Below are 13,509 nucleotides of genomic sequence, written 5' to 3' on the forward strand. Positions count from 1 at the left end.
ACTAATACCTCGCCAGATCTGTCGTCAAGGGGGCAGAGTGAGGGTTTTACGCTCTCAGAAGCGTTACGCTGTAATTTAGTTTCATTTCGCGAGATGATTTGTTCGAGACGTTTACAAATAGGTTGAGTCGTGCTTGTCTTGACCGTTAGCAGCAGAGCCTTGGAAGCCTTGGGATAGGCGTGCGACGAAAGGAATTCCGTATGAAGCGGACGGGCACGGCGTTGGCGGCAATTCTTATGATCGCATCGGGCCTGGTCTCGGCGAGTGCCGCGACATTGCGGGTCGGCATTCAGGACGATCCCGATGCGCTCGACCCGGCCCTCAGCGGCACATACTCCGGCCGCTTCGTGTTTGCGGCGCTGTGCGACAAGCTTGTCGATATCTCCCCCGACCTCAAGATCGTGCCGCGGCTGGCGGAGGCATGGGAGTGGTCTGCGGACGGCAAGTCGATCACGTTCACGCTGCGCAAGAACGTCACGTTCCACGATGGCACCGCGTTCGATGCAGCGGCAGTCAAGTTCAATATCGAGCGCATGAAGACGATGCCGGATTCCAAGCGCAAGGCCGAGCTGGCGCCGGTCGCGAGCGTCGAAGCGCTTGCCGCGGACAAGGTGAAGTTCAACCTGTCGGAGCCGTTCGTGCCGCTGCTTGCCAATCTCAGCGATCGCGCCGGCATGATGGTCTCGCCCAAGGCCGCCACGGAGAAGGCCGGGGAATTTGCAGCCGCGCCGGTCTGTGCCGGTCCGTATCAATTTGCCGAGCGCAAGTCGCGCGACCTCATTCGCGTCAAGAAATATCCCGGCTACTGGGACGCTGCACGGGTCGGCTATGACGAGGTCGTCTACTACTACGTTCCCGACTCGACCGTGCGGTTGTCGCGTGTCCGGGCGGGCGATCTCGATCTCGCGGAACGTATCGCGCCGACCGATCTCAAGACCGTACGCGACGATCCCAACCTCGCCCTGCATTCCGGCCAGGGACTTGCCGTCTCGCACCTGATGTTCAATGTCGGCGCGGGCGCGAAGGCCGATACGCCACTCGGCAAGAACTCGACGCTGCGTCAGGCCTTTGAGCTGGCGATCGATCGCAATGTCATCAACCGCGTCGCCTTCAACGGCGAGTTCCTGGCGGATAACCAGATGATCCCGCCGTCATCTCCGTTCTACGACAGCGCGCGCAAGGCGCCGGCTCGCGATGTTGCCAAGGCAAAGGCAATGATTGCCGCCGCCGGAATGACTCGCGTGCCGGTCGAGATCCAGTACGAGAATACGGCCGGCGATTCCCGGGTCGCACAGATCATCCAGTCGATGGCGGGCGAGGCCGGTTTCGACGTCAAGCTGCTGCCCATGGAAACGACCACTGCCATCGAGCGCTACATGAACGGCAATTTCGAAGCCTATATCGGCAACTGGAGCGGCCGCGCTGATCCGGACCCGACGCTGGTCGCCTTTTTCAGTTGCGCGGGCTCCCAGAACGTCAACAAGTACTGCAACAAGGATCTCGATGCGATCCTGAACCAGGCCCGGGGCGAGGCTGACGAAGCCAAGCGCAAGGCACTCTACGCCAAAGCGACGGACATTTACCTGACGGCGCTCTCGTCGATTCCCCTCCATCACCCGAACTGGTTCTTTGCGGCCCGCAAATCGGTCGGCGGCATCGTCATGGTGCCGGACGGTCTGTTGCGTCTGGTCGGTGTCAAGCCTGTGAATTGATGCGCAACGCCTCGCGCCCGACGATGCGCTCGCCCTGGTGAGGACCAGTCTGCCCCGATGAAGAGCTTGCTTCTGCGCCGGCTTGCCGTCCTGCTGCCGACCCTGTTGCTGGTGTCGATGATGGTGTTCGGTCTGCAGAAACTGCTGCCCGGCGATCCTGCGCTGGCGCTCGCCGGAGAAGAGCGTAATCCCGAAGTCGTTGAGTATCTTCGGCAGAAGTATCGCTTCAATGATCCGATCCCGGTGCAATACGCCGTCTGGCTGAAAGCCCTGGTGCACGGTGACTTCGGCACTTCGGTACGCACCCGATTGCCGATCGGCACCATGCTGGCGGAAAAATTGCCGGTGACCGTTGAGCTCGCGATGCTGTCGATGCTGGTTGCGCTGCTCGTCGGGTTGCCGATCGGGATATTCGCGGCGCTGGGGCGCGGGACGCCCTTCGACTACGGCGCCAGTCTGTTCGGGCTTGCCGGACTGTCGATCCCGCATTTCTGGCTGGGGATCATGCTGATCCTTCTGTTCTCGGTGAATCTCGGCTGGCTTCCGGCCGGAGGTTTCGTTCCGCCGTCCGAGAGCGTGGGAGGCAATCTGCTTTCGATGCTGATGCCCGCGTTGGTGCTTGGCACGGGCACCGCTGCGATCATGATGCGCCATGTCCGCAGCGCGATGATCGAAGCGATGAAGCAGGACTACGTGCGCACCGCCCGCGCGAAGGGCGTGCGCGAAAGCACCATCGTGGTGCGCCATGCGTTGCCGAACGCGCTGATTCCCGTGGTCACGCTGGGCACACTGCAATTTGGCGAACTGCTGGCCGGCGCGGTGTTGACGGAGCAGGTCTTTTCCATCCCGGGGTTCGGCAAGATGGTCGTCGACGGCGTGTTCAGCCGCGATTATGCCGTGGTTCAAGCGGTCGTGCTCTGCACAGCAGCCGTATTCCTCCTGATGAGCCTGATTGCCGACGTCGCCTATGTGCTGCTCAATCCGAGGCTCAGGTCATGAGCTCGATTGAGACGGTGCCGGTCGCAAGTCAGGTGCGCGCCGCCGCTCCTTCGGAAATTCGTCGCCTGTTGCGCGAACCATCCGCCGTCATCGGAGCCACGATCATCCTGTTCTTCGTCGTGCTGGCGGTGTTTGCCTCGTGGATCGCGCCGTACGATCCAAACTCGCCGGACTGGATGGCGATTCGCGCGGCGCCCAGTGCGGCACACTGGTTCGGCACCGACGATCTCGGTCGGGACGTGCTCTCGCGCGTGATCTTCGGCACGCAAGCCTCGCTTGCCGCCGGCATGGTCTCCGTGACGGTCGCCGTGCTGATCGGCCTCCCGTTTGGTCTCATGGCCGGCTATTTCGGCGGCCTCACCGATATGGTGATCTCGCGCCTCGCCGATGCGCTGCTCGCTTGCCCCTTTTTGGTGCTGGCGATTGCGCTCGCCGCGTTCCTGGGCCCCAGCCTGCAAAATGCGATGATTGCCATCGGCATTTCCGCCGTGCCGGTGTTCGTTCGTGTTGCGCGTGCCGAGACGCTGGTGGTCTGCACCGAGGATTACATCGCGGCGGCCCGGTCCCAGGGCCTCGGCCATCTCGCCATCCTGACCGGACAGGTGCTGCCGAACGTGCTTGCGCCGACGATTGTGCAGGCGACGCTGACCATGGCGATTGCAGTTCTCGCCGAGGCGAGCCTGGCCTTTCTGGGGCTTGGCCAGCTTCCTCCGGCCCCTTCATGGGGCGCCATGCTTGACGTTGCCAGGCAATTTCTCGGCGAGGCGCCATGGATGGCCTTCTGGCCGGGGCTCGCGATCATTGCGCTCGTCATCGGCTTCAACCTGATGGGGGACGGCCTGAATGATGCCCTCAATCCCAGGCACTAGATGGAAGACGAGCCGGTTCCGCTGAGGGACTCCGCAGCGGGGCCTAGGGCTGTTTGATTTCAGGCGGCAGAGCAAAGCCTGTCTCGTCCGAGCGTTGCAGCGCGCAGATCCGATGACACAGGTCGATGACGTGCTCGTCGTAGACTAGAGTGTATTGGCGCGAGCATTTGGCGCGCCGTTGATCTGTATCAAGCCCGCCGCGGGATAGGGGCCGCTAAGCTTCCAGCAGGAACGCTGCCCGGATACAGGCCTTGAACACTCTTCGCCAGCATCGGTCCATCGACGGAGTCATCCAGCTCGTGATCCGGCTCGGATTGCTGGCGCTGCTGATCCTGTGGACTTTCCTCATCATCCGCCCGTTCGTGCCAATCCTGGCCTGGAGTGCGGTGCTCGCGGTGGCGTTCTATCCAGTCTTCGGCTGGCTCGCCAAACGCCTCGGCGGCCGCCCGCGCACCGCCGCTTTCATTCTTACGCTGGTTACACTGGGCATCGTCATCGGTCCTGCGGCCTGGCTCGGCGTGAGCGCAGTCGACGGCATCAGGGATCTCGCGGGCCAGATCAGCAGCGGCGATCTCAGGCTTACGGAGGCGCCCGAACAGATCAAGAGCTGGCCGCTGATCGGCACCCAGCTCTACGATCTCTGGACCCAGGCCAACAGCAATATCCGCGCGGCGCTGAGCGAGGTGATGCCGTATCTGAAACCGCTTGCCGGGATGATGCTGTCGTTGGCCGGTGATGCCGGTGTCGGCACGCTCCAGTTCCTGCTGTCGGTATTCGTCGCCGGCTTCCTCTTTCCCTACGGTCCGCAGCTCGTCGACGCGGTGCGCGGCTTCCTGTTCCGGGTCGTACCTGAGCAGAGCGAGCATTTTCTCGAGCTCGCCGGCGCGACCATCCGCGCGGTGTCGCAGGGCATCATCGGTGTCGCAATCGTGCAGTCGCTACTGGCCGGCATCGGCTTCAAGCTCGCAGGCGCCCCGAGTGCCGGCCTGCTGGCATTCCTCGTCCTGTTGCTGTCGATCGTGCAGATCGGCCCCTTCCTCGTTCTCTTCCCCGTGGTCGTCTGGATCTGGATGGACAAGGACGTGACCACAGCGGTGCTCCTGACCATCTTCCTCGGCGCCGTCGGCCTCCTCGACAACATCCTGAAACCCATCGTCATGGGGCGCGGTCTGACCACGCCGACGATCGTGATCCTGATCGGGGTGATCGGTGGAACGCTCGCGCACGGAATCATCGGCCTCTTCATCGGCCCGATCATCCTGTCCGTCGCCTGGGAACTCGCGGCGGCCTGGATCCGGAACGACCGCGCCGCTGTGCCGAAAGGGCCGGAAGAGACCTGAATCTCCGCACGCATCACCTTTGACCTAAGTCAATTCTCTCGACTCCCGATGCGCCCTAGATCGGGCGTAGGCAGATCTGACCTCAGGCATGTCGATGGCCCATCGAACGTCGCAGCGGGATTGCACATTCGGGCAAACGTCCCCGGCGATGACGGCTGTCGACTAACCGCCATGGATGCGATCCTTGCCATCGATGCGAATGCAGGAGGGGTGAACTTCCAGCTCTTCTCCGTGCGAGGCGAGGGGAGGCTGGAACGGCAAATCAAGGGACGGCTTGACGGGCTCGGCAGCCATCCGCGCCTCAGGGCGAGCGGAGCGAACGGCGATCCGCTGGCGCACCGCACCTATCAGAACGACGACGTCGATGACATCCCGGCGGCATGCGCGGTTGTCGATAGCTGGCTGCGGGACGAATTGGGAATCCAGCCGCTGGCCGTGGGACATCGTGTCGCGCAGGGAGGACCGGATGACGCCCGGCCGGCCCTGATCGATGACGCCGTGATGGCGCGTCTGGAACGGCTGATTGCACTCGCGCCGCTGCTTCAACCGTATAATCTTGCGCCAATCCGTATCATGCAGGCCAATCATCCGGCGCTACCGCAAGTCGCCTGCTTCGATACTGCGTTCCATCTCGGCAAGGTCGTGGAGAACGGCAGCTATCCCATTGCGCATCAACTCTACGCAGGTGGCGCAAGGCGTTACGGCGCTCACGGTCTTTGCTACGAGTCGATTGCTCGAGCTCTGACGCTCGAGGCCCCCGAGATTGCCGCGCGCCGCGTGATCGTTGCGTGCCTCGGCGACACCAGCTCGATGTGCGCGCTGAAGGAAGGCCGCAGCGTCGAAAGCACGAATGGATTCTATGCTTTTGGCGCATCGCCGTCGGACTATTCCGCGGGCGAAATCGATCCCGGCGGCGCATTTCTGCTCACCAATCCGGGTGACGCCGGTGCGGCGGCTCGTTTTCTGCGAGCAGAACACGCCGTCGAGCACCTCGCCTACTGCGCCGGCCTCAACGCCGGCCTGCTTGCGGCCGCGCTGGAGGGGCTTGACGCCTTTGTTTTCACCGGCGCAATCGGCCAGCGCTCGACCGCGATCCGCGCGCGCATCGCCGAAAGGCTGAGCTGGCTCGGTGCTATACTGGATGCGAAGGCCAACGGCCATAACGCAAGGCTGATCTCGCGCCGCGATAGTCGCATCCCTCTCTACGTGCTCCCGTCCGACGACGAATTGACCATCGCGCGGCACACATTGGCGCTCTTGGTGAACGGGCCGTCGCCACGTTGAGGCAGCTTCCCGGAAAGCTGAAAAGGATTGGGCGCGCGATGCTTCTTCAATTCCTCGTCGGTACGCTGGTCAGCGTGATCAATATCGGCATCCATGCGCTGGTGACCATCGTCGCCGTCGGGATCGCCCGCGGCGCGGGCTTGCGACAAACCAGGAGACCAAGAGTGCACCTGATGGGTGTCATGGTCGCGACAGCCGTGGTGTTGCAGGTCGCGCATACGCTGGAGGTTCTGATGTGGGCTCTGATGTATGAAGTCGTTCAGGCCGCCGCACCGGGCAGTGATGTACTCTATTTCGCCTTCGTCAACTACACCACGCTCGGCTACGGCGATATCACGCCCGTGCGCGAATGGCGCCTCATCGGCCCGTTGACGGCCATGAATGGTGTCCTGCTGTTCGGCTGGTCGGCCGCCATCCTGTTCGAGGTCTTGCGCAAGACTCTCGAGCACCTCGGCGTAACCCAGGCGCCTGGCCTCAAATGACCCTGATACCGATGGAGGCTTCGGCGAGAGCCGGGCTCAGCCAAGGAAAAGGATCATGGCCGTGAACGCCACCGGCAGCGTCCCGAACAAAATGACTGCGATCCGAAATGCGGTCTCGTTCCACATCGGAAGAGGCTAGCATCGGACGGTACCGGTGTGATGTGCAGTTTGTGCCATTCGCCGGTGTCGGCCCGCTCAAGGCTGCAGGTCGAGGCTTGCAAGCTTGTGCCGATCCAGCAGCACGATCTGACGCTGGGTGTTGCCGACGAAGCCGAGGGCGCCGACCTCATGGAGCCGTGACAGCGCGCGGGATACGGTCTCCAGCGTCAGGCCGAGGTAATCGGCGATATCGCGCCGCGACATCGGCAGCGCCATGACGCCGGACGCCGTCAACCGCCCGTCCATCTCGAGCAGGAACGCTGCGACCCGCTCCAGCGAGGTCTTGCGGCCCAGCAGCAGCATATGGTCCTCCGCATGCTGGAGGTTGTTGGTGGTCATGCTGAGGAGGTTTCTGGCGACCATCGCATCGCTTTCGGCCACCATTTCGAGGCTTTGCCGTCTGACCAGGCGCACCGTGGTGTCGACGATCGCTTCCGTGGTGAAGCGGTGTTCGTTGCCGTTCTCCAGGCCAAAAATGTCGCCGGCGAGGTGAAAGGCGCCAATCTGCCTGCGGCCGTCCGACAGCAGCTTGTAGCTTCGCACCGCACCAGACGTCACCTGATAGACATATTCGGCGGGCTCTCTCTCTCCATAGATTTCGCTGCCCTTTTTATAGGTAAATTGGCTTAAACTGACGAGCGCATTTGAATCGCTGGTCATGCCAAGGTCACGAAGGGAGTTGGGACGCGGCGTCGAATCCGCTGTGATGCGAACGAACATAGGCCAACTCCTCAGCTCATCGCCGAATTGGTCTGTCGGACGAAAAGTCTCGCCGCCGGGAATGCGCCGCGCCGTCCCACTCCCGCTGAAGTTGATTTACGACTAAGGCGGCATTCTCATCCATTGTCCCAAGGTTCATTGTACCAAGGGACAGCGTTGAGGCCTGCTGGGAGGTTGTTGCGCGGATTGAGAAGTTGCCGGTGGTGGTTGACGAATTCAGCAAGAGGTGACGCGTGCCTGGCCTTGTTCACGTGGTGGATGACGACGATTCCTTCCGGACGGCAATCGCGCGCCGGCTGAAGCTCGCCGGTTACGACGTTGCGACCTACGCGTCGGCGCAGGATTTGCTGGATGCGGCGCCTGACGACGCGCAGCCGGGATGCATCCTGCTCGACGTGTGGATACCGGGGCTGAGCGGCCCCGACTTGCAGACCCGATTGGTCGCGTCGGGTTCGACGCTGCCAATCATATTCCTGACTGGACACGCCGACACGCCAACCACGGTGCAGGCCATCAAGGCCGGCGCGGAGGATTTCCTGACCAAGCCAGTATCCTCCGAGCAGTTGATCGCTGCGATCGAGCGCGCGCTGGTGCGCCAGCGCGCCGCGCAGGCGCATCGCGGAAGGCTCGAGACCTTCCGCATTCACCTCGCCACGTTGACGCATCGCGAGCGTCAGGTGTTCGATCTCATCGTCCGCGGCAGGATCAACAAGCAGATCGCGCATGAGCTTGGAACCACCGAGCGCACCGTGAAGGCGCACCGCCACCAGGTGATGGAGAAGATGCAGGTTCATTCGCTGGCGGAGCTCGTTTCGATCGCGGAACGGCTTGGAATGCTCGATACGAGCGACGATTAGCTGATTTGTCGTCACGGACAGTTCCCGCGGCGTGACTTCCCCAAGAGACAATATGAAATTCGCTGGTGCGGTGCCATGCAGGGCGACGGTTTGCCTGACACGCAAGTGGCAACCAGGCGAATTCAATATGGCCAGAGCCGCCGCAATCAGTCGTTCGGCTCGAAGGGGCACTTCCTTGTCAGAGCGTGGCTCTGTTTTTATCGTCGATGACGATCCGTCCATCCGGACCAGCTTGAACAGGCTGCTCCGCGAGCATGGCTTTGCCGCGACGCTCTTCGACTCCGCTGGAGCCTTGCTCCATCACGGCAGCTTCGACAAGGCGATCTGCATCGTCCTCGATATCGACCTGAACGGACGGTCCGGCATCGACCTGCGCCGGCAACTGGCAGAGGAGGGCGTCACCGCGCCGGTGATCTACATCACCGGAAATGACAGCTCGGCGAATCGCGCCGCCGCGGTCGCGTCCGGATGCATTGCCTATCTGGTAAAGCCTTTCACGGCGCAGTCCCTGATCGAGTCGGTGGCGCGTGCGTCGGCAGCGTAACGCAGTACGGCCGCTCATTCATCGACATATTGCTCCAGCGTCCTGGCCGGCGCGCCCTTGTGGACGGACGCGAACTGCGCCAGCGGCACCGAGGTCGTCAATGCCAGAAGGTTTGAATCGACGACCTCGAGGGCAAGTGTCTTCCCTGACTCCATCTCCTTGATGATCGCGGGAGGCGCGACGTCGGCCGCAATGCAGCCATTGGTCAGGCACCAGCTGTAGGGGATGCGGAGGGGGCTGCCCTGGTCGACGGTCAGCTTCGCCGGCTGTTGCAGGTACATGCCGACGGGCACGAAGAGTTGCAGTCGTGCCGTGGGAGTGCCTTCGCGCTCGATCAGGTCCACGCGTATTGCCGTCTGGCCGGTTGGAAACTTGCCGGTGATTGACGTCCGGCACAGCGTCGGCGCACCGCCTGCCTTGAAGCAGAGCTTCTGCCAGTCTCCGTAGACGATGTCCTTTGCCTCACGCTGGCCGCGCGTCGCGATCTCGGCGGGCTTGTCGGCCTGCGCGGATTTCGGCGCGGCGATGCCGGCACATGTCGCGCTTCCGGCGACCGCGACGACCAGCAGGCCAGGGAGACAATTGCGGGGACTTGGCATGATGTGCCTCCGAGCCTGAACTCTATTTCTGCGCGTCGAGGAACTTCGCCACCAGCGGCGACCACAGCGGGATCGCGTCCGGCGAGCCGATGAAGAAATGGCCCTCGTTGCCGAAGGGCGGCATCAGATGATATTCGGCGCGGCCGCCAGCCGCCGTGAATGCTGCATGCATGCGCCTCGACAGATCGGGGCCGAAAAACGTGTCGTTCTCGATGTAAATCCACAGCATCGGCACCCGCGACGTGCTGCCGAAATCCGCGGTCGCCTCGACCAGCTTGTCGGGTGCGCAATTGTTGTTCGGCTTGCCGCCGACCCGCCCGCCGCGGCCGGCGGCGAAGGTGATGATGGCCTTCACCTGTGGTGGGTTCACGCTGGACAAGGCGATGGAAGCCCAGCCTCCGGCGGACTGGCCGACCACGATCACGTCCTTTGGAATGATGCGTTTCTCGGCGGCCATGTAGTCGATGATCCAGAGATCGACCTTGGCGACTGCGAGGCCCGCATCATGGAAGTTGGGGTTCGTGCACTTTCCGACCTTGGAAAAGAATGGCCCATAGAGCGCGCGCTCGGGAATGTCGATGGCCGCGGCGCCATAGCCGCTGCCGACCGGTGCGACCACGAGATAGCCGCGCTTGGCGAACCACTTTGCAGCGTCGCGGAATTCCACCAGCGGGAAGAAGCTCCGGTCGGTCGGATTGAGAGAGACGCCGTGGTTCATGATCACCAGAGGGAAAGGGCCGTCGCCGACCGGGCGCACCAGATAGGCGAACATCGGCAACGGCAGCGGCAAGGCCCAGATCTCTTCCTGGATTCGGACCTCGTCCTCAGCCCGCATTGGGGCGGAGAGCGAGGCCAGAACGAGCAGGGTGGTCGCCAGGGATCGGAGCGTTACAGCCAGAAGCGAGCGCATCGCGATCTCCTTCAACCCGTATACGTAGCGGCAACGACGATCGGGCCCAGCACCGTCAGCAACACGTTGCCGACCGCGTAGGGCACGGCGACACCAAGCACCGGCGTCTTGCTCTCGGCGACGTCGCACGCGCCTGTCACGGCGGCATCGACCGTCATGGCGCCGGCGAGCGCGCCGCACGTCACGACCGGGTTCATGCGCAGCACGTGGTAGGCGAACAGTGTCCCGACCGTCAGCGGGATCAGCGTAACAACCACACCCATGCCGACCAGCAGGAAGCCGTGGGCCTGGATCGCCGCCCACGCGGCAAGACCGTTGCCGAGCCCGATCGCCGCGATGAAGCCGCCAAGCCCGAGATCGCTCAGCGTCTGTTGTGCCGCCGGCGGCAGCGCGCCCATGGTCGGGTTTCGCGAGCGCAGCCAGCCGCAGACGAGCCCCGCGATGAGCGCGCCGCCACCGCCGCCAAGCGTCAAAGCTACCGCGCCGACCTTGAAGCTTGCAAGGCCGGCCAGCAGACCGGCGGCTATGCCGATGGCAAGGAAGGCAATATCGGTCCGGTCGCTCGCGTTCAGGGAATGACCGACCTGTGTCGTCGCCCGCGCAATATTGCCGGTGCTGCCGACCAGCGTCATGACGTCGCCGATATAGACGCGCGTGTCGGGGCCGAGCGGCACCTCTCGGCCCATCCGGGTGAGTGCACGTAGGAAGACGCCGCGCGCATTTGCACCGACGATATCGGCAATCTCCCTGATGGAGCGGCCGTGCAGCCTGCGGTTCTCCACCAGAACCTCGGTCACGTTGCCGGGCAGGTTGCGCAGGAGTTCGCCGGCGTCGATCTCCATGCCGATGACCGGCTCGGCGGCGACGATGGCCGCGGTCGGGCCGGTCACGACGACATCGTCCCCAGCTTCGAGGATGACGTCGCGGTGCGGCGGGACGTCGGCACCGCGGCGCACGATCCGCTCCACCACGGAGCGGCCGCCGATCTCCGCCTCGATCGCCTCGATCGTGCGGTCCGCGCCGGCCGACACGCGATAGGCGCGTGCCTGGAATTTGCGATAGGACAGATTTTCTGTTTTCGCCGGGGCGCCGCCGGCAAGCTCGGCCTCGAGCTTCGCCGCCTCGGCCTTCAGATCGATCCGCATCAGCCGCGGGGCGACGAACGGAACGAACAGCAGCGTCAGGATGTAGCCGAGCACATAGGTCACGGCATAGCCGGCCGCGATATTGGCCTCCTGCTGCTCCAGCGCCGCCTTCGACAGGCCGAGTTGCGCCAGCGCGCCCGACGCCGTGCCGATCACGGACGACTGGGTCAGCGCGCCGGCAGTCAGCCCCGCCGCTGTCCCAGTGTCGAGCTTGAACGCATAAGCGAAGACAAGCACGATGATGAGGCCGGTGGCTCCGATCACCAGCGCCAGGATAACCTGCGCCAGGGTCCGGACGCTCAGCGAAGCGAAGAATTCCGGGCCCGACCGGTAGCCGATGGTGAAGACGAAGAGGCTGAACAGGATCGCCCGGAGGATCGGTGGAAAGGTGAAGCTGCCGAGCTGTCCGATCAGGACGGCGACGATCAGCACACAGGCGGTCGTTCCGATCGAGAAGCCGCGAATCCTGATCCGGCCGAGGAGGGTGCCGATCGCAATGGCCAGCAGCAGGAAGATTTCCGGAGCGGTGGAGATGATCCACCTGACAGTGTCCATGGTCGCAATTCCCCCGGCGCTTTGCGCTGGATTTGATCCGCAGAGGTCTGGATTTGCTTGATCCAGATCAACCCTCCGGAACGCACGGACGAGACCTATGGGGCGATGCAGCATCTCCGACCGTCGATACGTCCGACATGAGTTCTCTGGACATTGCCGCCAGTTCGTCCGTCCATCGCGACGAAACGGCCGAAGTCGTGCTCCTGCTGGCGTTCACAGGAGGCTTTATCGATGCCTATACCTGGATCATCCACGGCGTGATGGCCAACGCGCAGACGGCGAACTTGGTCCTGCTCTGGGTTCACGGGGGCGAGGGCGATTGGGGGAACGCTTTGCGTTTCGTCCCGCCGATCCTGGCCTTTGCTGTCGGCATAATCATCGCGGCGTGGTTGCGCCGCCTCACCGGCGAGCGCGCCCCCGCGATCAGTACGCTCGTCGAGATACTGTTCCTGATCACGATCGGAATTCTGCACAACCGCTTGCCGGACCTCGCAGGTACGCTGGGCATCTCGCTCGTTGCCGCCATGCAGACAGCGGTATTTACCAAGGTCGAAGGTGCGGTCTGCAGCACGGTGATGATCACCGGGAATATGCGTCACGCCATCGAGGCTTTGTTCGCCGCGACGCTTGGCGGGTCGCGAGTCGGAGCATTTCGCCGCTCCGGCATCCTCACGGCGCTCTGCATGGCGTTCGGCCTCGGAGCCGCCGTGGGCGCCTTCGCAACCAAGAGCATTCCCGATCTTGCGCTCGGCATTCCCGTGATTGCGCTGTTGGTCGTGCTGCTGCGCTGCGAAGTGACGCCTCGCCAAGTGTCTCCATGAGCGCGCTGTCCGAACCCGGGTGGACGCGGCTTTTTTCCGTCGTTCGGCTGGCTTCCCTCCTATCGGCGCGAGTGGCTCCCTTCCGACGCCGTCGCCGGCATCACGCTCGCCGCTTACGCCATCCCGGTCTCGCTGGCTTACGCGGTGCTTGCCGGTCTCCCGCCGCAGGTCGGTGTCTACGGCTACATGCTCGGCGGCATCGGCTACGCCCTGCTCGGGTCGTCGCGCCAGCTCGCGATCGGCCCGACCTCGGCGATCTCGCTGATGATCGCCGGCACCGTCGGCGCGCATGCGCAGCTTGCGCGACCTGCTGCGCGCCGAAGGGCTGGCGGAGAAAACCGACAGCGGCCAGTGGCTGCGGTCGCTCGACAGCGTCTTGGGTGGCGATTCAGCCAATACCGCGCAACGAACGGTCTGACGCCCCTTATTGCGATGCAAGGGGGATCGTCCTGTCCGTCCGCCCGATCAGAATGCGCGCGACCGTTGACTTGGATCAATGGAGCGACCGGCCCC

General features: G+C 63.6%; 13 protein-coding genes and 1 pseudogene. 10 read left to right on the forward strand and 4 right to left on the reverse strand.

Annotated elements, in window-relative coordinates; translation table 11 throughout:
- Positions 1–200 precede the first annotated feature (200 nt).
- From BJ6T_RS16260 to BJ6T_RS16285, 6 genes are all read left to right on the forward strand, one after another.
- On the forward strand, positions 201–1,712 hold the full coding sequence (locus tag BJ6T_RS16260) for an ABC transporter substrate-binding protein (RefSeq protein ID WP_014493524.1): 1,512 nt from the start codon (positions 201–203) through the stop codon (positions 1,710–1,712).
- Positions 1,713–1,769: 57 nt separating this feature from the next.
- Positions 1,770–2,711: an ABC transporter permease gene (locus tag BJ6T_RS16265; protein ID WP_014493525.1), complete on the forward strand. Its 942-nt coding sequence runs from the start codon at positions 1,770–1,772 to the stop codon at positions 2,709–2,711.
- On the forward strand, positions 2,708–3,580 hold the full coding sequence (locus BJ6T_RS16270; protein WP_014493526.1) for an ABC transporter permease: 873 nt from the start codon (positions 2,708–2,710) through the stop codon (positions 3,578–3,580). The genes BJ6T_RS16265 and BJ6T_RS16270 overlap by 4 nt, the downstream gene beginning before the upstream one ends.
- Before the next feature lie 251 nt (positions 3,581–3,831).
- A complete protein-coding gene (locus tag BJ6T_RS16275; RefSeq protein ID WP_038935414.1) occupies positions 3,832–4,920 on the forward strand; it encodes an AI-2E family transporter in 1,089 nt (362 codons plus the stop codon).
- A gap of 171 nt (positions 4,921–5,091) precedes the next feature.
- Positions 5,092–6,204 carry an acetate kinase gene (locus tag BJ6T_RS16280; protein WP_014493528.1) on the forward strand — a complete coding sequence of 371 codons (1,113 nt, stop codon included), beginning with the start codon at positions 5,092–5,094 and terminating at the stop codon, positions 6,202–6,204.
- 38 nt (positions 6,205–6,242) lie between these two features.
- Positions 6,243–6,686 carry a potassium channel family protein gene (locus tag BJ6T_RS16285; RefSeq protein ID WP_014493529.1) on the forward strand — a complete coding sequence of 148 codons (444 nt, stop codon included), beginning with the start codon at positions 6,243–6,245 and terminating at the stop codon, positions 6,684–6,686.
- Between the two features lie 195 nt (positions 6,687–6,881).
- Here BJ6T_RS16285 and BJ6T_RS16290 read toward each other — a convergent pair whose 3' ends face one another.
- Positions 6,882–7,565 (reverse strand): helix-turn-helix domain-containing protein, encoded by a 684-nt coding sequence (locus BJ6T_RS16290; protein ID WP_014493530.1) that lies wholly within the window; start codon positions 7,563–7,565, stop codon positions 6,882–6,884.
- Between the two features lie 233 nt (positions 7,566–7,798).
- Between BJ6T_RS16290 and BJ6T_RS16295 the strand changes: the two genes are divergently transcribed.
- Entirely contained in the window at positions 7,799–8,422 is a 624-nt protein-coding gene (locus BJ6T_RS16295; protein WP_014493531.1) for a response regulator transcription factor, read from the forward strand.
- Between the two features lie 175 nt (positions 8,423–8,597).
- Positions 8,598–8,966: a response regulator transcription factor gene (locus tag BJ6T_RS16300; protein ID WP_014493532.1), complete on the forward strand. Its 369-nt coding sequence runs from the start codon at positions 8,598–8,600 to the stop codon at positions 8,964–8,966.
- 14 nt (positions 8,967–8,980) lie between these two features.
- Here BJ6T_RS16300 and BJ6T_RS45675 read toward each other — a convergent pair whose 3' ends face one another.
- From BJ6T_RS45675 to BJ6T_RS16315, 3 genes are read right to left on the reverse strand one after another with little or no spacing between them, the layout of a single operon-like run.
- The gene (locus BJ6T_RS45675; RefSeq protein WP_014493533.1) at positions 8,981–9,565 is read right to left on the reverse strand and encodes an invasion associated locus B family protein; all 585 of its coding nucleotides are present in this window, start codon (positions 9,563–9,565) and stop codon (positions 8,981–8,983) included.
- A gap of 22 nt (positions 9,566–9,587) precedes the next feature.
- A complete protein-coding gene (locus BJ6T_RS45680) occupies positions 9,588–10,475 on the reverse strand; it encodes an alpha/beta hydrolase family protein (RefSeq protein ID WP_014493534.1) in 888 nt (295 codons plus the stop codon).
- Between the two features lie 11 nt (positions 10,476–10,486).
- On the reverse strand, positions 10,487–12,175 hold the full coding sequence (locus tag BJ6T_RS16315) for an aspartate:alanine exchanger family transporter (RefSeq protein ID WP_014493535.1): 1,689 nt from the start codon (positions 12,173–12,175) through the stop codon (positions 10,487–10,489).
- 137 nt (positions 12,176–12,312) lie between these two features.
- Here BJ6T_RS16315 and BJ6T_RS16320 point away from each other — a divergent pair, with 137 nt between their 5' ends.
- Together BJ6T_RS16320 and BJ6T_RS43630 are read left to right on the forward strand one after the other, a co-directional pair.
- On the forward strand, positions 12,313–12,996 hold the full coding sequence (locus BJ6T_RS16320) for a YoaK family protein (protein ID WP_014493536.1): 684 nt from the start codon (positions 12,313–12,315) through the stop codon (positions 12,994–12,996).
- Positions 12,993–13,290 (forward strand): annotated as a pseudogene (locus BJ6T_RS43630) (SulP family inorganic anion transporter); the annotation flags it as partial. The gene BJ6T_RS16320 and the pseudogene BJ6T_RS43630, both read left to right, overlap by 4 nt.
- Positions 13,291–13,509: the final 219 nt, after the last annotated feature.

The organism is Bradyrhizobium japonicum USDA 6, from assembly GCF_000284375.1.
In the GTDB taxonomy this organism is placed as follows: domain Bacteria; phylum Pseudomonadota; class Alphaproteobacteria; order Rhizobiales; family Xanthobacteraceae; genus Bradyrhizobium; species Bradyrhizobium japonicum.